This window comes from Acidilobus saccharovorans 345-15 (assembly GCF_000144915.1).
In the GTDB taxonomy this organism is placed as follows: Archaea; Thermoproteota; Thermoprotei_A; order Sulfolobales; family Acidilobaceae; genus Acidilobus; species Acidilobus saccharovorans.
Genome location: NC_014374.1, coordinates 1,295,940 through 1,322,395 on the forward strand (window position 1 = coordinate 1,295,940; position 26,456 = coordinate 1,322,395).

At 58.9% G+C, this 26,456-nt stretch carries 30 protein-coding genes; 18 read left to right on the top strand and 12 right to left on the bottom strand.

Annotated features, from left to right (window positions below; all coding sequences use genetic code 11):
* Positions 1-62: 62 nt before the first annotated feature.
* The gene (locus tag ASAC_RS06655; RefSeq protein ID WP_048812877.1) at positions 63-233 is read right to left on the bottom strand and encodes a 30S ribosomal protein S30e; all 171 of its coding nucleotides are present in this window, start codon (positions 231-233) and stop codon (positions 63-65) included.
* A gap of 260 nt (positions 234-493) precedes the next feature.
* Between ASAC_RS06655 and ASAC_RS06660 the strand changes: the two genes are divergently transcribed.
* From ASAC_RS06660 to ilvA, 4 genes are read left to right on the top strand one after another with little or no spacing between them, the layout of a single operon-like run.
* On the top strand, positions 494-1,747 hold the full coding sequence (locus tag ASAC_RS06660) for a SnoRNA-binding protein (protein WP_013267230.1): 1,254 nt from the start codon (positions 494-496) through the stop codon (positions 1,745-1,747).
* Positions 1,748-1,753: 6 nt separating this feature from the next.
* Entirely contained in the window at positions 1,754-2,446 is a 693-nt protein-coding gene (locus ASAC_RS06665) for a fibrillarin-like rRNA/tRNA 2'-O-methyltransferase (RefSeq protein ID WP_048812879.1), read from the top strand.
* A gap of 1 nt (position 2,447) precedes the next feature.
* Complete coding sequence (locus ASAC_RS06670) at positions 2,448-2,873, top strand: DUF61 family protein (RefSeq protein WP_013267232.1); 426 nt, start codon at positions 2,448-2,450, stop codon at positions 2,871-2,873.
* Between the two features lie 50 nt (positions 2,874-2,923).
* Positions 2,924-4,159 (top strand): threonine ammonia-lyase, encoded by a 1,236-nt coding sequence (gene ilvA, locus ASAC_RS06675; RefSeq protein ID WP_238523604.1) that lies wholly within the window; start codon positions 2,924-2,926, stop codon positions 4,157-4,159.
* Positions 4,160-4,162: 3 nt separating this feature from the next.
* Here ilvA and ASAC_RS06680 read toward each other — a convergent pair whose 3' ends face one another.
* Genes ASAC_RS06680 through ASAC_RS06690 form a run of 3 tightly spaced genes read right to left on the bottom strand, consistent with a single transcriptional unit; the run spans position 4,163 to position 6,571 of the window.
* On the bottom strand, positions 4,163-4,939 hold the full coding sequence (locus ASAC_RS06680) for a hypothetical protein (protein ID WP_048812880.1): 777 nt from the start codon (positions 4,937-4,939) through the stop codon (positions 4,163-4,165).
* Between the two features lie 33 nt (positions 4,940-4,972).
* The gene (locus ASAC_RS06685; RefSeq protein ID WP_013267235.1) at positions 4,973-5,464 is read right to left on the bottom strand and encodes an Lrp/AsnC family transcriptional regulator; all 492 of its coding nucleotides are present in this window, start codon (positions 5,462-5,464) and stop codon (positions 4,973-4,975) included.
* Between the two features lie 45 nt (positions 5,465-5,509).
* Complete coding sequence (locus ASAC_RS06690; protein WP_013267236.1) at positions 5,510-6,571, bottom strand: NAD(P)-binding protein; 1,062 nt, start codon at positions 6,569-6,571, stop codon at positions 5,510-5,512.
* A 55-nt stretch (positions 6,572-6,626) separates the two neighbouring features.
* On the opposite strand from ASAC_RS06690, the gene ASAC_RS06695 reads away from it, so the two are divergent.
* Positions 6,627-7,067: an archease gene (locus ASAC_RS06695; RefSeq protein WP_013267237.1), complete on the top strand. Its 441-nt coding sequence runs from the start codon at positions 6,627-6,629 to the stop codon at positions 7,065-7,067.
* Here ASAC_RS06695 and ASAC_RS06700 read toward each other — a convergent pair.
* Complete coding sequence (locus ASAC_RS06700; RefSeq protein WP_013267238.1) at positions 7,064-7,603, bottom strand: archaemetzincin family Zn-dependent metalloprotease; 540 nt, start codon at positions 7,601-7,603, stop codon at positions 7,064-7,066. The two genes, ASAC_RS06695 and ASAC_RS06700, sit on opposite strands and share 4 nt — an antisense overlap.
* Positions 7,604-7,669: 66 nt before the next feature.
* Here ASAC_RS06700 and ASAC_RS06705 point away from each other — a divergent pair, with 66 nt between their 5' ends.
* The 7 genes from ASAC_RS06705 to ASAC_RS06735 all read left to right on the top strand — a co-directional run bounded on the left by ASAC_RS06705 (position 7,670) and on the right by ASAC_RS06735 (position 12,335).
* On the top strand, positions 7,670-8,362 hold the full coding sequence (locus ASAC_RS06705) for an endonuclease III domain-containing protein (RefSeq protein ID WP_013267239.1): 693 nt from the start codon (positions 7,670-7,672) through the stop codon (positions 8,360-8,362).
* A complete protein-coding gene (locus ASAC_RS06710) occupies positions 8,308-8,844 on the top strand; it encodes a hypothetical protein (protein WP_048812881.1) in 537 nt (178 codons plus the stop codon). Before ASAC_RS06705 ends, ASAC_RS06710 begins: the two co-directional genes overlap by 55 nt.
* A gap of 116 nt (positions 8,845-8,960) precedes the next feature.
* The gene (locus tag ASAC_RS06715) at positions 8,961-10,199 is read left to right on the top strand and encodes a Cdc6/Cdc18 family protein (RefSeq protein ID WP_013267241.1); all 1,239 of its coding nucleotides are present in this window, start codon (positions 8,961-8,963) and stop codon (positions 10,197-10,199) included.
* 16 nt (positions 10,200-10,215) lie between these two features.
* Complete coding sequence (locus ASAC_RS06720; protein ID WP_148217299.1) at positions 10,216-10,473, top strand: helix-turn-helix domain-containing protein; 258 nt, start codon at positions 10,216-10,218, stop codon at positions 10,471-10,473.
* 62 nt (positions 10,474-10,535) lie between these two features.
* Positions 10,536-10,967: a cyclic pyranopterin monophosphate synthase MoaC gene (gene moaC, locus ASAC_RS06725; RefSeq protein ID WP_013267243.1), complete on the top strand. Its 432-nt coding sequence runs from the start codon at positions 10,536-10,538 to the stop codon at positions 10,965-10,967.
* 46 nt (positions 10,968-11,013) lie between these two features.
* Entirely contained in the window at positions 11,014-11,262 is a 249-nt protein-coding gene (locus ASAC_RS06730) for a hypothetical protein (protein ID WP_013267244.1), read from the top strand.
* Positions 11,262-12,335, top strand: coding sequence for a DHH family phosphoesterase (locus tag ASAC_RS06735; protein WP_013267245.1), 1,074 nt, complete (start codon positions 11,262-11,264; stop codon positions 12,333-12,335). Before ASAC_RS06730 ends, ASAC_RS06735 begins: the two co-directional genes overlap by 1 nt.
* Here the strand turns inward: ASAC_RS06735 and ASAC_RS06740 are convergent.
* Positions 12,332-13,471, bottom strand: a complete 1,140-nt coding sequence (locus ASAC_RS06740) for an NAD(P)-binding protein (RefSeq protein WP_148217201.1) — start codon at positions 13,469-13,471, stop codon at positions 12,332-12,334. The two genes, ASAC_RS06735 and ASAC_RS06740, sit on opposite strands and share 4 nt — an antisense overlap.
* Before the next feature lie 111 nt (positions 13,472-13,582).
* Between ASAC_RS06740 and acnA the strand changes: the two genes are divergently transcribed.
* A complete protein-coding gene (gene acnA / locus ASAC_RS06745) occupies positions 13,583-16,255 on the top strand; it encodes an aconitate hydratase AcnA (RefSeq protein ID WP_048813041.1) in 2,673 nt (890 codons plus the stop codon).
* Between the two features lie 118 nt (positions 16,256-16,373).
* Here the strand turns inward: acnA and ASAC_RS06750 are convergent, their stop codons facing one another.
* From ASAC_RS06750 to ASAC_RS06760, 3 genes are all read right to left on the bottom strand, one after another.
* The gene (locus ASAC_RS06750; protein ID WP_013267248.1) at positions 16,374-17,732 is read right to left on the bottom strand and encodes an APC family permease; all 1,359 of its coding nucleotides are present in this window, start codon (positions 17,730-17,732) and stop codon (positions 16,374-16,376) included.
* 73 nt (positions 17,733-17,805) lie between these two features.
* Positions 17,806-18,405: an alpha/beta fold hydrolase gene (locus tag ASAC_RS06755; protein WP_013267249.1), complete on the bottom strand. Its 600-nt coding sequence runs from the start codon at positions 18,403-18,405 to the stop codon at positions 17,806-17,808.
* Positions 18,406-18,445: 40 nt separating this feature from the next.
* A complete protein-coding gene (locus tag ASAC_RS06760; RefSeq protein WP_013267250.1) occupies positions 18,446-18,643 on the bottom strand; it encodes a DUF7128 family protein in 198 nt (65 codons plus the stop codon).
* A gap of 157 nt (positions 18,644-18,800) precedes the next feature.
* Between ASAC_RS06760 and ASAC_RS06765 the strand changes: the two genes are divergently transcribed.
* The 3 genes from ASAC_RS06765 (at position 18,801) to ASAC_RS06775 (ending at position 21,029) form a co-directional block, all read left to right on the top strand.
* Entirely contained in the window at positions 18,801-20,132 is a 1,332-nt protein-coding gene (locus ASAC_RS06765; protein ID WP_148217202.1) for an MFS transporter, read from the top strand.
* Positions 20,133-20,225: 93 nt separating this feature from the next.
* The gene (locus tag ASAC_RS06770) at positions 20,226-20,747 is read left to right on the top strand and encodes a hypothetical protein (protein WP_013267252.1); all 522 of its coding nucleotides are present in this window, start codon (positions 20,226-20,228) and stop codon (positions 20,745-20,747) included.
* A 90-nt stretch (positions 20,748-20,837) separates the two neighbouring features.
* On the top strand, positions 20,838-21,029 hold the full coding sequence (locus tag ASAC_RS06775) for a hypothetical protein (RefSeq protein WP_013267253.1): 192 nt from the start codon (positions 20,838-20,840) through the stop codon (positions 21,027-21,029).
* Here the strand turns inward: ASAC_RS06775 and deoC are convergent.
* Positions 21,015-21,761: a deoxyribose-phosphate aldolase gene (deoC, locus tag ASAC_RS06780; RefSeq protein ID WP_013267254.1), complete on the bottom strand. Its 747-nt coding sequence runs from the start codon at positions 21,759-21,761 to the stop codon at positions 21,015-21,017. The two genes, ASAC_RS06775 and deoC, sit on opposite strands and share 15 nt — an antisense overlap.
* Positions 21,762-21,815: 54 nt before the next feature.
* On the opposite strand from deoC, the gene ASAC_RS06785 reads away from it, so the two are divergent.
* On the top strand, positions 21,816-23,225 hold the full coding sequence (locus ASAC_RS06785; RefSeq protein ID WP_238523605.1) for an FAD-binding oxidoreductase: 1,410 nt from the start codon (positions 21,816-21,818) through the stop codon (positions 23,223-23,225).
* Positions 23,226-23,237: 12 nt separating this feature from the next.
* Here ASAC_RS06785 and ASAC_RS07980 read toward each other — a convergent pair whose 3' ends face one another.
* Together ASAC_RS07980 and glmS are read right to left on the bottom strand one after the other, a co-directional pair.
* Complete coding sequence (locus ASAC_RS07980) at positions 23,238-23,360, bottom strand: hypothetical protein (protein ID WP_013267256.1); 123 nt, start codon at positions 23,358-23,360, stop codon at positions 23,238-23,240.
* Between the two features lie 111 nt (positions 23,361-23,471).
* Positions 23,472-25,238 (bottom strand): glutamine--fructose-6-phosphate transaminase (isomerizing), encoded by a 1,767-nt coding sequence (glmS, locus tag ASAC_RS06790; protein ID WP_013267257.1) that lies wholly within the window; start codon positions 25,236-25,238, stop codon positions 23,472-23,474.
* Between the two features lie 50 nt (positions 25,239-25,288).
* Here glmS and nagA point away from each other — a divergent pair, with 50 nt between their 5' ends.
* The gene (nagA, locus tag ASAC_RS06795; protein ID WP_048812883.1) at positions 25,289-26,452 is read left to right on the top strand and encodes an N-acetylglucosamine-6-phosphate deacetylase; all 1,164 of its coding nucleotides are present in this window, start codon (positions 25,289-25,291) and stop codon (positions 26,450-26,452) included.
* Positions 26,453-26,456: the final 4 nt, after the last annotated feature.

The following is a 26,456-nucleotide window of genomic DNA, read 5'->3' on the forward strand; positions in this document are numbered from 1 at the left end:
GCCTCACCGCGAGCTGTGGGTGAGCTCAGGGTTAAATAATAAGCAAAAGAAAGTGGTGGGGCTCAGCTCGCTGCCCTTGAGGAGGCCGTCTGCTGGGCGGCCTTAAGCACCCTCCTGACGAACTCCACCTTATTTTTAATCCTTGGCGGCTGGTTCTTCTTGTGCTTGGGCTCTATCTTGGGCGTCGCCTTCCTAACCTTGCCAGCCTTAGTCATTGATCCGTGCGTAGGCAAGCGTTCTCACCGCTGTGAAAGCTCCGCTTGCTAGTTAAAACCTTTCCTCTGAGGCCTCGACCCGTTACCTGTTAATGGCTGCTTCTGGACTACTTCGGCTCAGGCACATGAGCTGCCGTCCTTCCTTCCTGTCTTCAATGTCCTCAGCTCGGCCCTGATAATGTTTTTGTAGTAGAAGCGGTTAGCGGCCATGCAAGAGCTGCAGGCAAAGGGCTCGTTTAAGGTTATAATCTTCTCTTATCAGACGTTAGCCAGGAGCGGTGAAGGGGTTGAAGATTTACATCGTTGACACTATAGCGGGTAGCTATGCAGTTGACGAGAGCGGCAAGGAGCTGGCCTTTGAGCCTCTGCCAAAGTCTTTTGACGACCTGGTGGCCGAGGCCATTAAAATATCTAGGGGGGAGCTGAGCGAAGCCTTCATCAAGCTTGCCGACAAGGTTAAGCAGCTCAGCCCCGAGGAGGTGATAGTGGAGAGCGAGGAGGAGGCCAAGTACCTGAACCAGCAGGGGCTTAGAGCTACTGTCAGCGAGGGCAACCAGGTAGCCCTGTCCGTGAGGTCCAGAATTCCCCAGCTCCTGATAGAGTCAGAACTCATAAAGAGCGACTCGGAGGCCCCCGCCTTTGAGCTCAACGTGGCCTTCGAGTTCACAAGAAGGGGCCTCATGGGGGCGGCCAAGAAGCGTGACCTTCTGGCAGCCCACTCCATAAGGACCATAGATGACATAGATAAGACCGTGAACTTGTTTGTAAACAGGCTGAGGGAGTGGTACAGCGTCAACTTCCCTGAACTTAATGACATAGTGGAAGATCACAGGCTCTACGTCAAGCTCGTCGCTGAACTGGGCGACAGGGAGAACTTCACAGAGGACAGGCTGAAGGACCTTCGCGTCCCACCCCAGCTGGCCGAGAAGATAGCCAGCGCCGCGAAGAGGAGCATAGGGGCTGACCTCTCAGAGCACGACTTGGAGGCAATAAAGACCTTCGCAGGCATCATACTTCAGCTCTACGACCTTAGGGATCAGCTGGAAGGCTACGTGAACAGGGTAATGAAGGAGGTGGCCCCGAACATAACGGAGCTGGTAGGGCCCCTGCTCGGCGCTAGGCTAATAAGCCTTGCAGGGGGCCTTGACAGGCTAGCCACGATGCCGGCCAGCACTATCCAGGTTTTAGGCGCAGAGAAGGCCCTCTTTAGGGCCCTTAGGACTGGCGGCAGGCCGCCAAAGCATGGGATAATATTCCAGTACCCGGAGATATTCAGGGCCCCAAAGTGGCAGAGGGGTAAGATAGCCAGGGCCCTAGCTGCAAAGCTCGCAATAGCCGCTAAGGTTGATGCCTTCAGCGGAAGGTTCATAGGGGACAGGCTTAACTCTGAGCTTCAGCAGAGGATAGCTGAGATAAAGAAGGTATACGCCTCGCCGCCCAAGAGGAAGGAGGCCCCACAGGCCCCGCAGAGGGGGCAGAGGCCTCCAAGGAGGCATGGCAGGGGAGGAAGGGGAGGAAAGGGCAGGAGGTGATGAAAAGTGCGCGTGTATGAACACCAGTCTTGGAAGAACGTGTACGTAGTTGAGTTGGACGACGGCAGCCTGAGGCTAGCCACGAAGAACCTCGTGCCGGGCCAGAGGGTTTACGGGGAGCACCTTTACTCCTACGAAGGCGTTGAGTACAGGGAGTGGAACGTCTACCGCAGCAAACTTGCAGCCGCGCTGCTGAAGGGCCTTCAGGAGCTGCCCGTGAGGGAGGGCGACAGGATACTCTACCTTGGCATAGCCAGCGGCACCACGGCGAGCCACATAAGTGATATCATAGGCCCCACCGGCCTGATATATGGGATTGAGTTCTCGCCAAGGGTGATAAGGGACTTGCTGCAGATAGTGCCTGACAGGAAGAACATAGTGCCGATTCTGGCGGACGCTAGGGAGCCCGTCAGGTACAGGCACCTGGTGGGCGCCACAAGGGGGCTTTACGCTGACGTGGCCCAGCCGGAGCAGGCGGACATAGTGGTTAGGAACGCCAAGCTCTTCCTTGAGGACGGTGGATACCTGCTGTTAGCTATAAAGGCGAGAAGCGTCGACGTCACCAGTGAGCCGAGCGAGGTCTACCTTAGGGAGATGAGGACCCTGGCGGAGGGAGGCTTTGACATAAAGGACGTGGTTCACCTGGACCCATTTGACAAGGATCACGCGATGGTCTACGCCATATACAGGAGGGGCTGAAGTGGGCTCTGAGGAGGGGCCTGCAAGGCACATAACTAAGGTGTACACCGAGGAGGTCAGGAGGCTCCAGGCCTCCTGGCCGAGCAAGCAGGTGAGGCTGCGGGAGCTGAGGGACACCGATTATATAATCCTCAACGACGGCACGTCGCATGAATTTGACAAGGACGAGGTCTCCAGGCTGCTCTCCCAGGTGCCGGAGTACTTTTGGGACTTCATGACGGTGCCCCTGCTGCTTTACTATATAAGGACTGAGTCGGGCGTAGCTAAGTATGTCGTGGTTGGCAACAGGTGGCAGAGGAGGCTGGCGGAGATAATGCTGAGGGGCGACTACACCGCGGAGGGCATAGGGGAGCTGAGCGTTGACGAGTTTCTCGTAATTATAGGCAAGTACAGGAGCCTGGTCTTCGTCTCGCTTAGCGTGGCTTGACGCGCGCCTTTTATAACTCTGTATACACCTTCAAGTCGTGGTGTCAAGCCTTGGAGAGCGGTCTGGTGGAAGAGATTTACCAGAACGCCCTGAGGGCCAGGGACGTACTAAAAGGCCTTATACATGAGACCCCGCTCGACCTGAGCTCTACGTTCTCAGCTATGACGGGCGGGGAGGTCTACCTCAAGCTGGAGAACCTGCAGAAGACGGGCTCGTTCAAGGTAAGGGGGGCATACTACAAGATGTGGACCCTGGGCGACGCCGCCAAGAGGGGCGTCGTGGCCGCCAGCGCTGGAAACCACGCGCAGGGAGTAGCGTTTGCGGCGAAGCTGCTGGGCGTCAAGGCTACCATAGTTATGCCGCTTGTGGCCCCCCTCTCTAAGATACTTGCCACGAAGTCCTATGGGGCCGAGGTGGTGCTTTATGGGAACGTTATAGATGAGTCCATGAAGAAGGCCAATGAGATAGTCGAACAGACGGGGGCCACGCTGATACACCCGTATGACGACCCAGCTGTTATAGCTGGCCAAGGAACTATATCGCTTGAGCTGCTCGAGCAGATGAGCGAGCCGCCGGACGTGGTGGTCATTCCCATAGGCGGCGGAGGCCTCATATCTGGCAACGCCGTGGTGCTTAAGAAGAGGCTTGGCGACAAAGTCAAAGTAATAGGAGTTGAGCCCTCCTACCTGCCCAAGTACTCTATGAGCCTCAAGGAGGGCAGGCCCGTTAACATAACTGGCGTTGTCTCAGGGCTGATGGACGGCCTTATAGTGAAGACAGCCGGCAAGTTCACCTTTGAGTTAATAAGGGACCTCGTAGATGACGTAGTTACAGTTGATGATAGGGAGGTCGCCAGGGCCATGTTCCTCCTGCTGGAGAGAGGCAAGACGCTTGCTGAGGGCGCGGGGGCTGCCCCCCTGGCGGCGATACTGGAGGGCAAGGTTAACGTAAAGGGTAAGAGGGTCGTCGCACTCATAAGCGGAGGCAACGTGGACCTGACGAGGCTGGCCAACATAATTAACTACGAGCTCTTCAGGACGAGGAGGCTTATAAAGCTCGTGGGCACAGTGCCTGACCAGCCGGGCTACCTTGACAGGGTCCTGAGGAAGCTTGCCGACGCCAGGTTCAACGTTATTGACATAAGGCACGACAGGTTCTCGCCAAGCCTGGTGCCGGGCTACGCCATGGTAGAGGTGTTGGTCGAGGCGCCAGACCCGGACGCGGTGCCTGAGGCGCTGCAGGCATTGAAGGCTGACGGCTTTAACTTCAGGGAGGCCGAGGGGTAGCCGTCAGGGCCCGCTCGGCCCGCTGGCTGAGCTCACGACCTCCATGTACTCTTTGTCAGAGTATATGCCCTCCTGCTCCTCCCTGACCTTTTCAAGGAGCCCGCTGGCGGTCCTTGAGACGAACTCGGCAATCCACTCTACGTCCTCAGACGCGGAGCCCTTAGGGTTGTAAGGGAGCGCGGACCTCCCAAGGCTGCCCTTGCCGAGCAGCCACAGGCCTACCACCTCAGGCCTTGAAAGCTCCCTGACAAGTTGGGGGCTTAAGGCGCCGCCGGAGGCCCAGTAGAGCTCCCTGACGAAGCTGATCGACAGCGCCCTCCTCAGCTTGTCGCGCCACTCAGCGAAAAGCTCCCTGTCCTTTCTAATCACTTCGCCTATAACCTGCTCAGGCCTCACGCCGCTCACGGGAGACCTCACGGCGGCGCTGACCAGCTCCCTGACGGCCACGGGGGCAAGGGAGCCGTGAAGTATGGCAACCGCCGATGCCAGGGAGCTGTGAAGGACCGAGTTCATGAAGGCCTCGACAGGGTCCCCTGGGTCTACCTTAGAACCGTTAACTATGTCAATGACCTCCTCGGCGCTCACAGGGTCGGTAGCCGCAGGCTCGTCACCGACCGTCACCCAGGGCACGCTGAGGACGCCTAGCCTGACGGCCTCAAGGGAGCCCAGCCTCACAAGCCTGACCCTGCCCAGGGCCCCAGCCCTGCGGAGCCCGGTTATCACTTCATGGCTGGTCTCGCAGGAGGGGTGAAAATATATCGTTACGTCGCGGCTTGTCAAGCCTGGACCCCTCAGCAAACTAGTCGCTTAGCTTTAAGGCTTTTCTGACCAGCTCTCGTAGACGCTGGCGACGCTCGAGACCCTCTTCAGCTCATTTATTACCATTATCGAGGAGACCTCTATCACACCGGGCGCAGAAGCTATGCCGTCCAGGGCCGCTGACAGGTCCCTCTGGGTCGGCGCCAGCACCTTGACAAGGAAGTTGTAGGGCCCGCTAGTTTCATATGCCTCAACTACATAGTTAAGGCTTCTGAGGAGCTCCCTCACTTTGCCCAGGCTGTCGGCCCTGGCCTTTACTAGGAAGTAGGCCGAGGCCTCAAGGCCAAGCTTTGAGGGCTCAACATTTACCGTGAACCCCTTTATGACCCCCTCGCTGACCAGCTTCTTGACCCTCAGGTAGACAGTTGCCTCGCTGACCTCCATCTTCGAGGCTATCTCGCTCCACGGCATCCTTCCGTCCTCCTCCAGGTACTTTATGAGCTGGAGGTCCCTCTCGTCAACTACGGGGGTCGCCTGCCTTCTCAAGCCCTCTCGCCGACAGGCCTACTAGCCTTCAGGCAGTTAATATTGTCAGCTAATCATAATATACTTCATTATCTTAGCTGCAAGGAGAGGCTTTGAGGCGAGGGCCTTTACTATCCTGTTAATGTTCATGGTGCCCAGGGCCACCTCCTCATGAACGGCTGCGGGTATCTCAAACATGAAATCCCTCCTCCTCTCCGGACTCATGCCCTTAAGCGCCTTAAGTATGGACCTGTGGACCCTAACTACCCTCGATATGTTAAGGGACTCGAGCACGCTATTAACGTCAAGGCCTGTGAGGTAAGCCCTGGCGGCCTCGTAGCCTGATATAGCCGAGGGCCTAATGCCCTCCCCAGTTAGGGGAAGGACGAAGCCGGCCGCCTCGCCGACCTTGAAGAGCCCTCTGACGCTCCCCGTGGACACCCCTCCCACTGCTATGGGGGCCCCGGCTATCGAGAGTATTGAGTAGCTGCCCAGCATTTCCTTATGCTTCTCAATGTACCTTTCCAAGAGCTCCCTGAGCCTCTGCGGTGACTCAAAGCCGCCCACGCCGACTTCAACGCCCTCCTCGGCAGGGAATATCCAGTAGTAGCCTATCAGGCTCGTGTCAAAGTCTATGTAAAGGTAATCCATGGACTCAAGCCTGGGCGCCCTGACTATGGCCTGAACCCCATAAATCTTCTCGCCATCGTAGAAGGCAACGCCGCCCGCCAGGAGGCCCGTCCTGACCTCCCTGACCTGGCCGTTCACCTTAACTGTGCCGTTTGAGGCGTTGTAAGGCGACGAAGTGTACAGCTCGGCCCCAGAGGAGGCTATTACATCACGTATCATGCCCTCCTTGTCAACTATGTACCCCCTGACAGTGTCCCTGACCTCAACGGACTTAACCCCATCAACATAGAGGACGGCGCCCTTTATGTCAGCTATGACCCTTTCCTTGGGGACCTCGAAGGGCAGGTTAGAAAGCGTTGGTATGCCCCTTCCGCATGGCTTAACAGCCGGCCTTGGGTTAGCCTCGTAGACAACTGCCCTGAAGCCAAGCTTCGAGGCCGCGTACGCCGCAGAGGCGCCTGCAGGGCCCGCTCCAACTATGTTTAGTGCCTCAGCCAAGCCCCTTCCTCTAAAGCCTTTTACATTTGCAGCGAAGTAATAAGTTTGCGGCAGGGTGGGAGTGTTGCAGGGCTGTCCCGGCTATGACTTCCTGGATCACACGGCTGACGTGCTCATAGAGGCCAGGGGCAGGACCAAGGAGGAGGCACTTGAGCAGGCGGGGCTGGCGGTCTACGAGATCATGACTGACACGTCGAAGGTCAGGCCACTGACTCACGTCGACATAGAGGTTAACGGGATGGACCTCTACAACACCATTTACAGGTGGATCGAGCAGCTCCTGGTCAGCACCGACGCCGACGGCTTGGTCTTCAGCATATTCAGGGTGTGCGACCTCAGCGAGGACGGCACGCGGCTCGTAGCCAGGGTCTGGGGCGAGAGGTTCGACCCGTCAAGGCACGAGCAGAGGACCATAGTAAAGGCGATGACCTACTCGCAGATGGACTTCAGGGAGGAGGACGGGTGCTGGAGGCTTCGCTTTGTCGTGGACATCTAGTCCGAGGGGTGAAGGGACCTGAGCTTAAGCTTGCAGTCGTCGCAGAAGTACGCGGACTTAAGGTCGACGTCCTCCAGCGAGTTGCTGAACGACATGACGCACGACCTGTTGCTGCAGTGTCCAAGGCCAAGCAGGTGGCCCACCTCGTGAACAGACTCCTTGAGGAGCCTCCCCAGGTACTTGCCGTGGTCCTCGGTCTCAAGCCTTGCGGTGTAGACGGTGGCAACTCCAAGGTTTGGGTCAGCGAGGCCAAAGACGAAGTTAAGGCCAGGCACGTAGGCGTCCGCCCCCACGAGGCCCAGCGCTAACCTCCCTCCCTTGAGGAGCGGCTCAAGGTTCCTGTGAAGCCACGCGTTGACCTCATCAGCCCTGTACTGCATCCTGCTCCAGTCATAGGCAGATGCGGGGGGCTGAAGCGGCCACATGGAGGGCACGGCGCTTAACCTCACCGGGAAGTGCTTCGCTATTTCGGAGCCCACGAAGACCGCGTCCTCAGGCCTGGTCCTGCCCACGGGCTGTACTATCAGCTCTATCATGACTCTCAGGTGCCAGGTGTTCCTTAAAGTTTTAACTTTAACTTAGACAAGGCTAAGGGGACAGCCTTGGGGGAGAGGCCGAAGGTCATATCAGCTGACGGCATTACAGTTTACAACATACTTAAGGGGAGCGTCACAGTGAGGCAGGAGGACTTTACAGCGCTCCACAGCCTCCCCGACGGCCCCTTCGCCCTCCTGGTCGCAATAATATTAAGCCAGAACTCGAACGACAGAAACTCAATAGCTGCATATGATGACCTCAAAAGGGCCACGGGCTTGGACCCGGCGAGGATACTTGCCCTAGGCGATGGTCTGGAGCAGGTAATTAGGAGGGCAGGGATGGTTAGGCAGAAGGCCAGAGCCATAAGGGAGCTCGCTAGGCTTGCGCTTGAGAGGGGAGTTGATTTCCTTGAGCACGGCGACATTAATGAGGTCGAGAGGGCACTGCTCTCAATAAGGGGCATCGGCTCGAAGACGGTTGACGTGTTCCTCTCGCTCTACAGGAAGGTGCCGAGGTTTGCGGTGGACACGCACGCCAAGAGGATAGCGGCCAGGTGGGGGCTTACAAGGAAGGGGGCAAGCTATGAGGAGGTCTCAGGGGCGCTGCTTAACTTCTTTGGGCCAGAGAGGTCTGACGAGGCTCACAGGCTATTAATAGCCTTCGGCAGGGCCTACTGCACGGCCAGGAACCCAAGGTGCTCGGAGTGCCCCCTGAGGCAGTACTGCCCATCAGCTACTGCGACAGGTGCCCAAGGCTAGTCGTCACCTCGCTTCCAGGGAGGGACTCCTGGGCCCTCGAGGAGCTCATGGACACCGTGGTCGCGAGGGACCCCTCGGCCAGGTTTGAGGCCACGGGCTACAGGGGGGTCGTGGAGGTCTACTCAAGCCTCAGCCCTGACGAGATCGCGAGGCAGTTCCTCCTGTATCAACATGCCTTCATAGCCAGGGTCGTCCCAGTGCTTGCGTGTTCGACGCCTGAGAGGCTGGGCGAGGCGATGGCAAGGCTTGTGCCCAAGGGGCTTTCGGCGGGCCTGGAGCTCAAGGTAAGGGTACCACTTAAGGGCAGGGTCAGCGAGGGCGCCGTTAAGGAGGCCTTAAGGGTCGCCGGCGTGGCGCTCCGCGGCAGGGAGGCCAACCTCAAGGTTGTAGTGGAGAGCGTTGGGGACTGCCTGCTCATATCAGTTGGGGAGTGGCGCAGCTGTGGGCCTCACTGCGCCGTCCTAGTTCCAGTATTACCCTGAGAGGGAAGGTCCGCGAGGCGCACGCGCGGAGCTAGCAGGTTCCCTTAATAAGCTCAGCTCCTCTTCCGTTAATAGAAGGTATGAAAGTACCCTAGCCGGCCGGAGGACAGGCCTTGATGGGAGGAAGGATATTCACGGACAGGAGGGTGTTCGAGGAGACCTACGTGCCCGACATACTGCCGGTCAGGGACAAGGAGGCGGAAATGCTGCTGAACAGGTACACGTCAAGGTTCAGCGAGGGGCCAGGGGCCACGGACATAACGGTTATATATGGCTCCATAGGAAGGGTTGGCATAGGCAAGACCACGCTGGCGAAATATGTAGCGCACGCCCTCCAGGAGCACCTCAGGAGGAGGGGCGTTAACCTTAGGCCTGTCTACATAAACGTCTACGGCGCCCCCAGCGTGCACCAGATACTCTCAGGCATAGTATCGGAGCTTGGCATAAATGTGCCGGTCAGGGGGACAGCGGCCATAGAGATGCTTAAGGCTATAACGGACTACCTTTACATAAAGGACTCCTACGCCCTCGTGGTCCTGGACGAGTTCCAGTCGCTGCTCATGTCAACGAGGGTCAGCAACGAGGACCTCTATATGCTGCTCAGGGTCTACGAGGAGATACCCCCTAAGGACAACGTGAACAGGCTCAACTTCCTCCTGGTCTCGCAGGACTTCAAGGTGCTCAGCTACATGAAGGAGAGGATACCGCAGGTCGAGTCCCAGATAGGCTTCAAGGTCTACCTAAAGCCTTACACGGCCGACGAGCTGAGGGCCATACTCGAGCAGAGGGCCTCCCTGGGCCTCGCCGACAGCGCGTGGAGCCACGACATAATTGACATGATATCTGACTACTATGGCTACTCCGAGACCAAGGGAGGCGACGGCAGCGCCAGGAGGGCTATACTTGCGCTCAGGATGGCAGCTGAGATGGCTGAAGCCGAAGGGGCCATCAGGATAACTGAGGAGCACGTCAGGAGGGCCATAAGCACTGACGCCATATCAAACGTGCCGCTTGACGTCATGAGGTCCCTGAACATTCACGAGCTGCTCATACTGCTGGCCATCTCAACCCTCATAGCAGCCAAGGGGGGCTGGCTCTCCACCGGGGAGATAAAGGGCGAGTATGAGAGCCTCGCCAGGGCCTACGGGGAGGAGCCCAGAAGGCACACGCAGTTCTACGAGTACCTCAAGGACCTCTCAAACCTGGGCCTCCTGGAGTCCAGGGTGACCAACCTGCCCCAGAGGGGCAGGACCACCATGGTGAGGCTCCCGCCTGAGATCCCTGCGGACAGGCTCAGGGAGGTCGTCGAGTCCATAATAATGGACAGGGTCGGCGGCCCAAAGATATCGCCCTGAGGTGTGGGACTTGAAGGTGGAGGACCTTCTCTCCAGCAGAGGGAGGGTGAAGGTGCTTAAGGTGCTCCTGAACGAGGGCCAGGCAAACATAACGAGGATAGTCAGGGAGTCAGGGCTCAACCACAGGCTCGTCGAGAAGCACCTTGAGGAGCTGGTCAAGATGGGCATAGTTCAGGAAAGGAGATATGGCAGGCTGAGGATGTTCATGGTTGACCTCAGGGACCCCAAGGTCAGCGGGCTCAGCGAGGTCCTGAGGCAGCTGGAGAGCCTCTGAGCTTGTGTAAGTTGATTTAACTTCAACCGTGTACGCCTCCTCGGGCGACCTCAGTGGCTCACATGGTTGACGTCACAAACAAGCCTGTAGTCTACAGGGAGGCCACCGCCTCCGGCGAGATAGTGCTCAGGCCCGAGACGGTGAGGAGGATCAGGGAGGGCCTCGTTGAGAAGGGCAACGTTGAGGCGGTGGCCTCGGTCGCGGCCATCATGGCTGCCAAGGACTCCTCAAAGATAATACCGTTAGCTCACCCGATACCTATAACTGGCGTTGACGTGAGCTTCGACTACACCGAGAACAGCGTCAGGCTGAGGGTGACGGTTAAGACCAAGGCCGAGACGGGCGTCGAGATGGACGCCCTGGCGGGCGTCATGGCGGGCCTGCTGGCCATATGGGACATGGTTAAGGCTTACGAGAAGGACGAGAAGGGCCAGTACCCGGTAACGGCCATAAGGAACGTCGTGGTTGAGTCCAAGTTCAAGGGGGAGGCATAGGCTTACTCATTTTTCCTCCCCCTCCACCTGGGATCAGGGAGCTAGCTTGAGGGTTCACGACGCGCTCAGGAAGGCGTTCACCAAGTACAATGCCTACGCGGACCCGTTCACGCTAATGGAGCTAGAGACCTTCGTCCAGGCGGCCGTCAGGGAGGGGCCACAGGGGAACAGCATGAAGTCACTAGTTGATAACATAGAAGTTATACTGAGGAGGTCCGAGGACCCAGACGCGGAGACGAAGGCTAGGGAGATAGCCGAGTACGTGCTTCAGCTCTGCAGCTCAGGGTGCAACTGATGAGCCTCAGCAGGAACTCCCTGGCCTCCCTGTTAGCCGACGTGGAGCCCCTGATAATACACCACTGGGACGCCGACGGCATAGCCTCCGCGGTGACCGTGGCCCAGTTCGTGGGGCCTGGGGCCATCTTCGTGGTGCCTCCCTTCACTTACAGGCCGCCCAGGGACTTCGTGGAGCAGGCATCTAAGCTGGCGGCCAACAAGGACGTGGTGCTAGTTCTAGATTATAATGCTCCCCCGGAGGTCTACGCGTCACTTGTGACGGCCGCAGGGGGGAGGCCTGTGGTGGCGGTTGACCACCACACCACCACCTACCCAAGGGTCCCGAACTTCTACTATTACAACCCCGCCGCCGAGGGCGACCCCAACGGCCTCTGGCCCAGCGCAGCCCACGTCATAGCTGACGCCCTAGGCTTCTACGATCCCATGCTGGTAGCTATGAGCATATACGGCGACCTGTGGGACGACGCCGTCAACAACAGGGTGTACAGGGCATACATGGAGGAGGTAGGGCTTGACGTGAAGGAGGACTCGGAGCTGATAAGGAACTGCGCCATGCAGATATGGGCGGCTGAGGCGGCGAAGCTAAAGGATGTAATAGACGGCCTCGCCTACTCGCTCGCCTATGGCGGGGCTGACCCATGCGAGGCCATACTGAGCGACCCTCGCATGACCAACGCCAGGGAGGCGGTGGAGGAGGAGCTGAGCAGGGCCCGCTCGGCCGCCTCAAGGAAGGAGGAGCTCAACGGAAGGGTGCTGGCCTTCGGGGTCACCACGAAGTATAAGATAACAGGCATGCTGGCCAGGCAGCTGGCAAGGGAGAACGCCGGTAAGATAGTGGTAGTTTATTCAGTAGAGGAGGGCGCCACGGGCAGGATCTACGTCAGGGGGCTTGCCCAGGCCAAGCCACTCATAGAGGAGCTCCGCTCCAAAGGGCTCAACGTGGGCGGAAAGAGCCAGAGGAGCAATAACGTGGTTTCACTTGAAGTTCAGCCAGGTGACCTTGAACAGGCGGTAGATCTAGTGATTAAGTCCATAGGAAAGCTTGCAGACGTGTTAGTTAGCAATGGTTAGATCATGTCAGCAAGCAGCGAGGCCAGAAGCCTAAGTGACGTCACGGGGCTGGTTATAATAGTATCAGCTGCGGCCAGGTAAAAACGCCACGACTTAATGGACTCCCTGAAGAGGCTATCATGGACGTCATAGTCTATCCTGCCCGAGACCCTCTCTGCAAGACCTGAGTCCGTGGCGGCCCTTATCAGCACGTCAACGGCCTCCGGCCTCCCATGAAGTAGCCTGGAGAGCCTGTAGGTTCTCCTCAAGACTTTAAGCACGCCCAGCACTGCCTCCTCTACGGCGTCAGCGGGCCTGGCCCCGCCGTTAATGAGGGCCTGCGCTCTTCGGGCGGCGGCCGCTGATGGGTAAAGCCCCCCACCCGTGAGCGGCTTGTTCATAGAGGCGGCGTCGCCGACGGCTATCACCCTGCCCAGCCTCACCCTCCTTGGCATCGGGCCCGTCAATATGGGCCCTCCATATGTCTTCAGCGGCTTTCCCTCAGCCCCGTGAACCCTCATGGACTCCTCCAGCAGCCTACCGAGGCCCCTTGGGTCCCTTGAGGCAGTCCCTACTACGGTGAGGCCATCTACGGAGACCTTCCACGAAAAGAAGCCGTCTGACGTGGACCTGTCGAACCTGGCCACGAAGTCAGCTTCCCCGCCCCCCTCGAACTCGGCGTTGACCCCGAAGAGGGGGTGACCCGAGAACCCTATGCCCAGGGGTCCCCTCAGGCGGCCGTTAAAGCCCTCGGCTAGCACAATGACGTCATAGCTCCTGCCGGGGGGCAGCACCTCGCCCGAGGGCAGGGGCCTAACCTTGGCCCCGCTGATGAAGTTCACGCCTTCAGCCTCGGCCTCCTCAAGCATGAGCTCCTCAAGCCTCACCCTGTCGAGCTTAACTATGGGCTGCGAGGCCCTGAGCCTGAGGGACAGCCTGGGGCCGGCTATGACGAAGCTCCCTATGGTTCCCAGCTCGGAGCGCAGGGCGGGGCGGCCTATCATGTCCTGGGTGGCCTTAGACACGAGCCCCGTGCAGTGCTCAGGGTAGCCGACCCTGTTATGCTCCTCGTACAGGTCAACGTTCACTCCGCCCTGGGCCAGCGACAGGGCAAACATAAGCCCCGAGAAGCCAGCCCCTATCACAGCCGCCCTCATGTCCTGGGCCTGTAAGTTCACGCCTAGATGCAATAGCTAAAAATCCAGATGCCTAGGTTAGGAGGGGACTGAAGCTTGAGCACGCAGGACATAAGCGTAGCCTTTGAAAAGATGGACTCGTACGCCGGCCCAGTGACAATAGTGAACCTCCGCAAGCTCGAGGAGAAGGGCATAGTAAAGGTCAGCGAGATGCCGTACTCAATAAGGGTCCTGCTGGAGAACATAGTTAGAAACTACGACGGCTTTGTGGTGAGGGACGAGGACCTAAAGACCATATTTAATTGGAAGGAGAACGCGGGAAAGGTCGAGATACCGCTCCTGCCTGCAAGGGTGATAATGCAGGACCTCACAGGGGTCCCGGCCATAGTGGACCTGGCTGCCATGAGGGACCAGTTCGCCCAGATGGGCTACGACCCCAACATGGTCAACCCGCTCATACCCGTGGACCTTGTAATTGACCACAGCGTCCAGGTCGACTACTACGGCACCAGCCTCGCCCTGAAGAAGAACATGGAGAAGGAGTTTGAGAGAAACTCAGAGAGGTACAGGTTCCTCAAGTGGGCTCAGAAGTCATTCCAGAACCTGAGGGTCGTGCCCCCAGGCAAGGGAATAATTCACCAGGTTAACCTCGAGTACCTCGCTAAGGTGGTATGGATAGGGAACGACAAGCGCAGGGGCCTCACGGCCTACCCTGACAGCGTCCTCGGCACCGACAGCCACACGACCATGATAAACGGCCTCGGGGTGCTCGGCTGGGGCGTTGGAGGCATAGAGGCGGAGGCCGTGGTCCTCGGCCAGCCGTACTACATGCTGGTGCCCCCGGTAGTCGGAGTTAAGCTCGTGGGTAAGCCGAGGGAGGGCGTCACGCCAACGGACATAGTGCTCTACATAACTGAGACCCTGAGGAAGGCAAATGTCGTAGGCAAGTTTGTCGAGTTCTTCGGCCCAGGCATAAAGTACCTGAGCGTCCCTGACAGGGCAACCATAGCTAACATGGCGCCTGAGTACGGAGCCACCATGGGTTACTTCCCAATCGACGAGGTCACCATAAGCTACCTGGCCATGAGCGGGAGGGACCCGAGGCACGTGAGCTTCGTGGAGGAGTATGCCAAGAGGGTTGGCCTCTGGCACGACGAGAACGCCCCTCAGCCATCCTACAGCCAGCTCATAGAGATAGACCTGGGCAAGATAGAGCCAGCCATAGCTGGACCAGCGCATCCTGAGGACAGGATACCCCTGAGCTCCGCCAAGCAGCAGCTCAGCGCCATAATAGAGTCATATGCTAAGTCGCAGAACAGGCAGAGGAAGACTTCTAAGCTCACAATAGACGGTGAGACCTACGACGTGGGCGACGGCATGGTAATAATTGCCGCCATAACGAGCTGCACCAACACCAGCAACCCAACCAACATGATAGCCGCTGGCCTCCTGGCCAGGAACGCGGTTCAGCGCGGCCTAAGGGTGAGGCCGTGGGTTAAGACCAGCAACGCCCCGGGAAGCAGGGTGGTCACCGAGTACCTGACAAGGCTGGGCCTCATGCCTTACCTCGAGGCCCTGGGCTTCCACATAACCGGCTACGGCTGCACGGTCTGCATAGGCAACACGGGGCCGCTCAGGAAGGAGGTTGAGGACTTCATAAGGTCCGAGAAGGTCTACACGGCTGCGGTGCTCAGCGGCAACAGGAACTTCGAGGGAAGGATACACCCGCTCGCCACCGGCGCCTTCCTGGCCTCGCCGCCGCTGGTAGTCGCATACGCCATAGCCGGCAGGATAGACATAGACTTCGACAGGGAGCCGCTCGGCTACGATCCCAACGGCGAGCCCGTGTACCTGAGGGACATATGGCCCTCGGCCGAGGAGGTGGCCAAGTACGTGCAGGGAGCCCTTGACCCGAAGGAGTTCCAGGAGAAGTACAGTGACATATTTGAGGGCACCGAGGAGTGGGTGAAGCTAGAGGCGCCCGCGACGCCGACGTTCCAGTGGGACCCCAAGAGCACCTACCTCAAGAGGCCCCCATTCTTCGAGGGGATGACTGAGAACCCCGAGCCGCTCAAGGACATAAAGGGGGCCAGGGTGCTCATCTACGCCCCGGACAGGATAAGCACGGACCACATAAGCCCAGCCGGGGCCATAAACCCGACCTCAAAGGCCGGCCAGTACCTGCTCAGCCTGGGAGTGAGGCCTGAGGAGCTCAACACGTGCGGGAGCAGGAGGGGCAACCACGAGGTCATGATGAGGTGCACCTTCGACAACCCCAAGTTCAAGAACCTGCTGACCCCGGACAGGACCGGAGGCTACACCATATACTGGCCCACAAAGGAGGTCATGCACGTGTTTGACGCTGCAATGAAGTACAGGGAGGCGGGCATACCAGTCATAGTCCTGGGCAGGAGCCAGTACGGCATGGGAAGCAGCAGGGACTGGGCCGCCAAGGGACCCTACCTGCTGGGCGTCAGGGCCGTCATAGCTAAGAGCTTCGAGAGGATTCACAGGAGCAACCTGGTAGGCATGGGAATAGTGCCCATAGAGTTCATGCCTAACGAGGGTCCAGACGAGCTGGGACTTGACGGCAGCGAGACCTACGATATAATAGGGCTCTCCGACCTGACCCCAGGCAAGATACTGACCATAAGGGCCGTGAAGCCCGACGGCAGAGTCATAGAGTTTAAGGCCAAGTCCAGGGTCGACACGCCGATAGAGGTCGAGTACATAAGGCACGGAGGCATACTGCACTACATGCTAAGGCAGCTGATGAAGGAGGCAAAGGAGAAGGCGAAGGGGTGAGGGGTGCAGTTTTAAGGCCTTCAAAAACCTTCATGTATGAGGAGGCCGGAACTTTTTCTGTATGTCTTAGTTCCTTCACCTCCCACAGAAGTGGGTAACAGGCGGAAGTTATAAATGTTCACACGCGGGCGCGGCCCAGGTGCCCTCTTACGGGATTTCTTGAAATCGACCGCCTTCCAGGCCGCTCACTCCCCAGCATGTCTAATATCTCGGCGTAGAAGAAGCCGAGGATTATCCAGCCCATGAAGACGTAGACCACGTACTTGTTGACGCTGGGAAGCGAGTAGAGGAGCACGAAGATGCTGAGGGAGGCGCCGAGGAGCCCTATAATGAGCTCGTGCAGGTGCTTGAGGGCCCTCCTGGCGGAGAGCCTGGCCAGGGAGAAGTTAGCGGAGGAGTGTATGAACAGGTTGAACATGCCTGCGAGGGAGCCGAGCGCGACGAAAGTGTAGAAGAGCCCAAGCCGATAGGCCAGTAGGGTGAGAACTGCGACGAAGAGCGCGGCAGCCATGGCCTCGGCGTAGAGGGGCCTGCCCCTGGCCCTGGCTGAAAGCGACCTTGGCATGTAGCCGTCCAGGGCCATGGCCTCTATGGTCCTTGAGAGCGCAAGCATGTACGAGACTCCGCCGAGGGCGCCGTCATTTATAGCTATGATCGCCAGCGGCACCAGGCTGTAGAGGCCAAACCTGTGGAGCGAGTACTCCACCAGGTTCCCTGAGAACTTCATGGCCTCGAGCGAGTAGAGGAACAGAGAGGCCAGCAGGCCACCGTAGAGGACAACCATGATAGCTGCTTTACCTATGCTCCTGGACTCAGCGTCGCCGCCGAGGGGCGCTATGGAGCCGTAGCCCGTCGGTATCCCAAGCCCTAGTAGGGTGGCCGCAAGGAGCGTCGAGCTCAGCCCGAACCTAAACGGGTCGTAGAGCCTCCAGCCCGAGTCCCTGAGGAAGACCACTGAAAGCGTCACAATTATGATCATCTCCGCTATGGAGACGGCCTCGGCGTACTTGGCGGAGTACCTTATGCCTAACATCACTACCGTGGCCGCCGCGGAGCTCACTAGGAGCGCGAAGGCCCACTGGGGCACTACATTGCCAACGCCCTGCTGAAGCACGTAGGCGCCTCCTGCGAGCAGGGTGCCGCCGTAGGCTATGGCGTAAGCCACGTAGGTCCAGCCCGCGTTAAGGCCGAGGTTTGGAGTTAGGGAGTAGTAGGCGTAGACGTAATAGCCCCCTCCCCTCTTGAACCTCCTGCTCATGAAGTAAACTACGAGGCCGTTTATGCTGACCACGGCTGTGGCTATGAGCATGGCCAGGGGTGCGGCCTCACCTGCAAGTATAACCATGGCTGTCCCGAACGTGAGCAGCGATATAAGGGGCGCCTGGCCTCCGAACGATAGGAAGAAGAGCTCGCGGAGGCTGAGCCTCTCGCGTTTGTCCTCCTTCGCCTGCAGGATCTCAGCCCTTGGCTCTGACACCAGGACTCAGCCGCAGAGCTCTGAGCCGGGAGGGCTAAAGGACGTTTGATGTGCAAAAACTTATTAATAAGGTTCAGGCCTGCGCTACCCTGCTCTTCAAGAACTCAACGACGGTCTGTACAAAGCCCTGAGGGTCGTCAAGGTAGCAGGCGTGCCTCTCACCTATCCTGACCAGCTCGGCCGTGTTGACCCTGCTCATGACGGCCTCTGCGTTGTCTACTGGTGACACGTCGTCGTGTTTGCCCCATATGAGCAGTATCGGCCTGCCGGTCAGCACCTTGAACTGAGGCCCGTGCCTCACCAGGTCCACGGCGCCCACCAGGACCAGGCCGAGCACCTTGTCGGGGTGGGCCAGGGCGTAGGTTGCAACTGTGTTGCCTCCAAGGCTCGCGCCCAGCAGCACTCCCGCGTTGAAGTTAACCATGGGCAGGAAGTCCTCCAGGAACTTCAGGCCTCCCCCAAAGCCATACTTGCCCTGAGGAGTCTCGCCCTGTCCAGGAGGGTCAACGGATATGGCCCTGAACCCGGCGTCGGCCACGGCCTTAACTAGGCCCACCTGTACCCACGTCCTGGCGTTGTAGGCTGCTCCCGGCATCATGACAACAGGGGTGCCGGAGCCCTCCTCTATGTAGTGAACCTTAACTCCTCCAACGGTCACGTACCTGTCAGGCACTCCAGGTCCCAGGGAGGCTTGGGCGTTTGAAGAAAAACGGTTAACTCCGCTTAAGCCTCAGCCCGGCCCTCCTTATCTTACCTATGGCCCTCTTGGTTATCTCCATGTTACAGGATCCGTGGGCAGAGCACCACGACTCGCAGCTCCTGGCGGTGTCGCTGTCGGCATATATCATTCCGCAGACCTCGCACGCGTAGTACCTTGAGCTTCCCAGGACAACCTCCAGCGTTGGTATCACCGTTGATGAAGATGTACCTGTTTGAGGTTTTAAAGAAAGGTCCTTATAGTCATGCTTTTATCGGCTAGCCGTAAGCGGCGGTGCTTTTGGTGGGCCTTTAGCACGCTTAAGAACGCTTTTATATAATTAAGAACAGTTGTTCTTAATGGTGGCAGGCTTGCCCGAGGACCTTGGAGGCCTAATAGACAGGGCCCGCTGGGGGAGGGCCCACACGCTAATATTTGCCTCAACGGCGATAGGCTTCTTCATATGGGGCATAATTAACGCGCTGGCATTCTCTGTTTACCCAAGTTATAACAACGTCTACTACATAGTGGTGGTTGCCGCGGCGCCCCTGCTGGGCGACCTATTGCTTCCATGGATCTCGGACCAGTCCCTCGGCAGGAAGAACATGTACATAATAACCATGAGCCTCTATGGAATAGGAAGTGCTGTAATAGTGTTGGACTTGTTGCTGCTTAAGCCTGGCCTCCGGCAGATGGTCATTTTCCTGGCGGCCTACGCGCTCTCCATGATTGGCGTTGAAGGCGAGGTGCCCGTGGGGCTGGCGCTCCTGGCGGAGATCATGCCAGTCAAGTGGAGGCAGAAGAGCCTGATCCTGAGCCCTAACTTTGAGAACATAGGGGCCGCGGCGGGCGCCGCAGCTATATACTTGACTTACTTCCTGGGCCCTCATGCCCCTGTCGTCGATGCAATATCAATAGTAGGCATAGCTGTGGGAGGGCTCGTCGCCGCCATAGTCATCAGACTCATGATGCCGGAGTCCATAAGGTGGCTCACGGCCAGGGGGCTGGCCAACGTCGCTGAGAGGGAGGTGAAGAAAGTCAACTTCACTGAGGACCCCGGCGTGAAGGTCGAGGAAGTAAACAACAGGCTGGGCGTGAAGTCAAGGTTCCTGGTGCTCACGTCGTGGAGCATCGCGAACTACCTGACCTGGTCGCTCATGGCGTTCGTGCTGGCAGACTATTACTTCAAGCCACCGCAGCTGTACCTGGTAATGTTCTATGCTAACCTAGGCGCCGCAGCGGCCGGCCTGGTAGTCCCGCTTTTCATAGAGAAAATCAACACCAGGAGCTACAGCCTGCTGTCCTTCGCGCTGGCATCGCTAAGCTTTATACCGGTGCTGCTCTATGTGGCTTTAGGCCTTGATAACGCCACCATATTTTACGCCCTGACCTTCACTAACCTCTTCTTCATAACATTTACCTGGTTTGCCAGAACTATATACGAGCCCCTGCTCTTCCCAACTGAGAGGAGGGCCTTCATGGTGGGCTCCGTTAGGGCCGTGGCGATGAGCGCTTTCACGGCCTCCACTTACGTTACGTACAACTTCTCGGAGCTCGATTTCGCGCTCTACGGACTTATCATGGAGCTTGTCGGGCTGGCCGGAGCCCTGTGGTGGGCCTTCAAGGGCTATGACGTGAGGATGAAGTCCACGGACTCGCTGTCGGCCATACCATCAAGGCCGTCCTACAGGCCGCTATCCTGAAAAAAGAAGTATCAATAGATTTTTATAAACTAAATTAATTAGTACATTAGTTTTAAAGGATTCGCTGCCTTTACAACACACGGGACACCTGCTTTGGAGCTTCCAAGCTACCTGGACCTGTTAGACTACCAGGACGACAGCATAGCAGTTAAGGCGTGGGGCGAGGCCGTTAAGAACCTGTCAGCGGATGACGTGAAGGCAAAGGTGATAGCTAACAGGGCGAGGCTCCTATCAATGCTGTCCTCAAGGAGCCTGCAGGTCAGGATGGCCGCCTGGCCAGTGGCCGTGGCCCTGCTCAAGGAGGGGCTCCTGAGCGAGGACGACCTGAGGCCGCTGGGCAAGTATTATGTAGAGGCGCTGAGCTCCATAGGCCCCGAGGACTACCTTAAGGCAGTCTTTGTCTCCGTGGCGCCTGAGCTGGTCTCAAGGGGCGTAATACGTAAGGAGGAGGTTAAGGCGGCAAGCGATGCCATATGGAAGCTTGTCGACAGGCTGGGGGCCAGCATTCCCCAGCTAACTCAGGCCGTGGAGGAGCTGCTTAGGGTAGGCGCACTTTCAAAGAGGGGCTGGTCCAGCGGCGTCAGGGTCCTGAGCGACGACGCCATAATTCTTTAAGCTCAGTTAAACTTTTTAACCTGCCCTAAACAAGTATAGGGGTAAGCGGGTGATCCTCCAGAGTTGAAACGACGGAAGCCGGGTAAGGTTATGTATGTGGCCCAGGGCCTGGCGTTTCTTGCGTCCCTGGCATGGGTGTTGGCGACCCATCACGTTTCCCTTGCCTCGCTGGCGGGAACCGTTGGAGTCTCAATGATAGACGACGTGATAATAGCGGCCGCCCCCCTGCTGATGAAGGCTCTGAAGGCAGCCGGGATAATTAAAGGCTCAGGCCCTGCCTGAGCTGACGTCCCTCCATATGGAGGCCGCCGCGCTCGTGCCAATCCTAAACTTTGAGGGGTCCGGGGGCCTACCCGAGGCCTCAAGAAGCTCCTGGACCTGCCTCAGGGTCCTTATGCCTCCGGCCGCCTTTATTCCAAGCGAGGGGTTGTACTTGTTGGCCACCTCAGCCATGAGCCTCACGTTGTCAGCCTGGGCCCCTGGCCTGTTGCCTATCGACGACGCGTACTCCCTGTCCTCAAAGCCCGTGCCGGTCTTTATGAAGTCAGCCCCCGAGGTGGCCACGATCTCGTAGAGCTTAAGCTTCTCATCCCTGGTGGTGTAGGCGTCCTCAACGATTACCTTTATCACGAGGCCCTCGCCGTGGGCGGCCCTGACGACCCTGCTCAGGTCCCTGGTGACCTCAGCCCAGCGGCCGGACTTCACTAGTGTGATGGGGGCAACTATATCTACCTCGTCAGCTCCGTTGGCCGCGGCCCTGGCTATCGCCTCAACCCTGGACTCCGTGTCCATGGCCCCGAATGGGAAGTCTATGACTGAGCAGACCCTCAGGTTGGCCCCGGCGTCGTCAACGAGGCTCCTGGCGAAGCTCACGTAAACGGGGTTGACGCATATTGAGTAGCAGCCAAAGCTTACTGCCTCCTGGAACACCCTCCTCACGTCCTCCTTCGTAGAGTACGGCTTGAGGATGGTGTGGTCCACAAGCTTCATTATATCAGCTCCTGGGAGCCCCAAGCCCTTTTCCCTCGAGCGCTAGGCTTATTGCCATTATTAAGCCTAAGGTACCTGGTGCAGCGGTTGGAGGACAAGGTAGGCGAGGCTGTCAGGCTGCTAAGGGATGAACTCGGCGACGACAAAGTTATAACTGACCCCAACGTGGTGATGCTGTACTCAAGGGAGCCTGACGGGCTGGCCCACCAGGCCAACGCAGTCGTCTTCCCCTCCACGCCTGACGAGGTCAGCAGGGTAGTGGCGACCAGCTACTCCTATGAGGTCCCGATATACCCGCAGGGAAGCTCTAGCAGCCTCTCGGGAAACGCAGTACCCTTGAAGGGAGGGCTCGTGCTGAGCCTTGAGAGGATGTCGTCAATACTTGACGTCAGCCTGGCGGACTCCGTCGCTGACGTTGAGCCTGGGGTCAGGATAGATGACCTGAACGTCGAGCTCTCAAAGGTTGGCTACATGTTTCCAGTAGACCCGGCCAGCCAGGCGGTTGCAACCGTGGGAGGGGCTATAAACAACGGGGCCGGCGGCATGAGGGGGGCAAAGTACGGCACCATGAGGGACTGGGTCAACGGCCTTGAGGTGGTTCTGGCCGACGAGTCCGGCACGAGGCTCTGGCTCGGGTGCCGCACAGTTAAGTGCAGGGAGGGCTACGACCTGGTAAGGCTCATAGTTGGCAGTGAGGGCACGCTGGCCGTCGTGACTAGGGCTGCCCTCAGGATAGCGCCGCTGCCCGAGAAGGTGGTGACGGCGCTTGCCTTCTTTGACGACATAGGCTCGCTGATGAAGGCTTACATGGCTATTAAGACCAGCAGGGTGCAGCCCTACATAGCCGAGTTCATGGACGCGCCTACTGTTAGGCTGGCCTCGCAGGCCGTGAGCCTCCCCTTCGAGGCCAGCAGCAACATGTTCCTGGTGAGCCTTGAGAGCACGCCGGAGAGCTCGGAGAGGCACCTCAGGTGGCTTGAGGGCGTCATGAGGTCCTCGGGGGCCAGGAACGTCTACACGGCTGATAACGATAAGGACGCCGAGCCCCTCTACCAGCTCAGGAGGTCCCTCTTCCCAGCCCAGGTCAACATGTTCAGGAGGCCTGGGAGGCCCTTCCAGCTCCTCATAGAGGACATAGTCGTGCCCCCGTCAAGGGTGCCGGAGGCCATAAGGGAGCTCAGGGCCCTTGACGACAAGTACGGCCTGACCTCGTCCCTGGGGGGCCACATTGGTGACGGCAACCTGCACCCAGCCATAGGCTTTGACCCCACGGACCCTGAGTCTACTAAGGTCGCCCTGCAGTGGTTTGACGACGTTGTTGACATAGCGCTGAGGCTGGGAGGTGCTGTGAGCGCTGAGCACGGCATTGGCGTGATAAAGAGGGAGGCGCTCAGGAGGGCGGTGGGCGACAGGCAGCTCGAGCTGATGAGGTCCATCAAGGCAGCCTTTGACCCGAGGGGCATACTAAACCCTGGGAAGCTTTTCTGAGCAAAAAGGAAGTTACCTCGTGAACCTGTAGAGCCCGCTCTGCACCAGGAAGCTCATCTGCAGGGAGTCCTGCTGCCCGTGCGGCGACCTCACTATCCTGGCGGAGCTCCTGTTCTCGTGCCTTATGGTCGACATTTATCTCTCCCAGCCCAGGTGTACTGTTTCAGCACTTTTAAACAGTTATTCGTATTAATGAATCAGTAAAAATAGACATTGATTGATAATAAAATGTGTACAGCGAGCTGTTCACGTAGTTATAGCCTTGGCCAGGCCTGGCGGCGAGTCTATGGGCAGCCCCCTCTCAAAGCCCACCCTGTATGCAAGGAGCTGAAGCGGCGCTACAGCAGCTATTGGGTAAAGCTCAGGCCTCGGCGCGCGGGGCGCCTGCAGGGCGGCCTGCGTTGAGTCGGAGACCTCTATCACCTTGGCCTCCCTGGCCCTCAGCTCTGACATGACCCTAGAGTAGAGCTCCTCCGCGGCCTCCTCCCTGGGCTTTATGACTATTATTGGGTAGTTGCCCCTTGCCAATACCATGGGGCCGTGCCTGAGCTCGCCGAGCTGAACCCCCTCCGCGTGGAGCATTGCGGCCTCCTTGAGCTTGAGGGCCCCCTCCAGGGCCACGGGGTAAGTTATGCCGCTGCTCACCACGTAGGCGTCCCTGGAGTCCCTCAGCTCCCCCGCTATCTTTGACGCGGCCGCATCTATGGCTGGCATGTCCTCGGCTAGGGACCTGGAGAAGGACCTTATGTCGTTGTAGAGCTCGTTTAGCTCCGCCTGTGAGAGCCTGCCCGCAGTGAGGCCCACGTGGGCCGCCAGCAGCATGAGGGCCACGAGGGTTGACGTGAACGTCTTAGTGGCCGGCACCGCGAGCTCAGGCCCAGCGCCTATTGGGAGGTAGACGTTGGACTCCAGGGCGAGCCTTGAGCCCAGGACGTTGGTCACCCCGACTATCACCGCCCCCCTCTGCTTGGCCATCTTGACGCTCCTTATGACGTCGCTGGTCTCGCCGCTCTGGCTGACGGCCAGCACAACGGTGCCCGTGCCCACGCTGTCGAGCGCGTAATAGGGGAACTCGGCGGCGCTGACGACATCTATGCTCATGCCCCCAAGAGACGAGAAGTAGTAGGCCGAGACCATGCCCGCGTGGAGGCTGGTGCCGTTGCCTATTATAAAGGCCCTCCTGGCGCCGTAGAGTATCATGCCAGAGAGCCTCAGGTACTTGTCCATCAGCGAGTGGGTCGTCCTCTCCAGGGCCTCAGGTATCTCATAGATCTCCTTAAGCATGTAGTGCGGGTAGCCGGCCTTGTCAAGGGAGCCTGGCTCATACTTGACCCTCTTGGAGGTGAGCTGCTGCACAGGGCTACCGTCGGCGCTGAAGACAGAGAGCTCGCCTGAAGCTGATATGTAGCCGTAGGAGCCCTCGGGCACTATCACCGCCTCATCGGCGAAGCCGTAGAGGCTGGGCAGGTCGCTGGCCAGGTACAGGCAGTCCTGACCCCTGCCTATAACCAGGGGCTGGCCGTCCTGCACGAACCAGACCCTCTCGTCGCCTGACCTCACGTAGGCCGCCGAGAACGTGCCGCGGAGCGCGCTCAGAAGGTCCCCGGGCCCCTTGCCCTCCTCAAGGAGGTGCGGTATGACCTCAGTGTCCGTGGTTGTCACAAGCCTGTGCCCCCTCGAGGCCAACGACGAGCGGAGCTGCTCGTAGTTGTCTATGACTCCATCCATTACAACGGCCACCCTGCCGGTGCAGTCAAGTATTGGGTGGGCGTTCTCGACGGTTGGCCACCCCCTGGTGGCGTACCTTGTGTGGCCCAGGGCCACCCGCGAGGTGAACGAGAACAGCCCAGGGTTCCTGTCGGCGGGGCCCATGGCCTTCTTGACCTCAATTTTATCGTCAAGGAACGCCACGCCGACGCTGTCATAGCCCCTGTAGGTCAGCCTCCTAAGCCCCTCAAGTATTGCTGAGCCATCCCTAGGCGACCTGCAGGCGAACGCGAATATTCCTCCCAAGCTTCCACCAAGTAATCTGGGCCGTGGGAGCTATAAAGGGGGCTAGATCCATGGGCAGCTTGACCCTGAGGCACGCCGTGATATTAACCCCGCGCGAGGTCATACCGGATGGCTTCGTGAGGATAGTTGACGGAGCGGTGGCGGGCGTAGGCCCCGAGCCCGCGGAGCAGGGGCCTGATGACGTCAACGTGAGGGGCCACCTGGTGGCCCCAGGCCTTGTTGATGTGCACATACACGGCGCGGGCGGCTACGACGTTATGAGCCTGAAGTCAAGGGACCTGGAGGGGATGGCCAAGTTCCTCGCCTGCAGGGGCGTGACTTCCTTTGTGCCGACAACCGTTAGCCTTCCGCCCGAGGACATAAAGAGGGCGTGCACGGCTCTAATCAGCTTCATGGACTCCAGGCCGAGGGGCGCGGCCAGGGCCCTGGGGCTTCACCTGGAGGGGCCCTACATAAGCCCTGCAAGGCGCGGCGCTCACCTCGCTGAGAACCTCAGAGCCCCGGACCTCGGGGAGCTTAGGGAGCTGCTCGCCTCGTGCAGGGGCGTTATAAGGGAGGTCACCATAGCGCCTGAGCTGCCAGGGGCCATCGACGCTATAAGGCTGTTGTCTTCCAGCGGGGTCACAGTCCAGCTGGGCCACACCGACGCGACGTTCTCCCAGGCCATGGAGGCCCTCAGGGCCGGGGCCACCAAGTTCACGCACCTCTTCGACGCCATGAGGCCCTTCCACCACAGGGAGCCGGGGACTGTGGGCGCCGCGCTGCTCAGCAACGCCTACGTTGAGCTGATAGGGGACCTGGTCCACGTCTCACCTGAGGCGATTCTCCTTGCATACAGGGTTATCGGGCCTCGCAGGCTAGTCCTAGTCTCAGACGCCACGCCAGCGGCCGGACTGCCCGAGGGGGAGTACTCGTTCTGGGGCCTCAGCGTGGTCTCAAGGGGCGGGGCCGCTTGGATCAGGGGCTCTAACACGTTAGCTGGGAGCGCCTCTACTCTGGAGACTGACATGGCCAACCTCTACAGGGTTGGGATTGACATCTCAGACGCCGTGGGGGCGGCCACCCAGAACCCAGCTATGTCAATAGGGGCTCACTTAAAGGAAGGGGTTGGGGAGCTGAGGGCTGGCATGAGAGGCGACTTAGTAATCCTCAACAAGGAGCTGAGGGTAGTGGCCTCGGTAGTTGACGGCGAGACCGTCTGCGGGAGCCTTTAAGGAC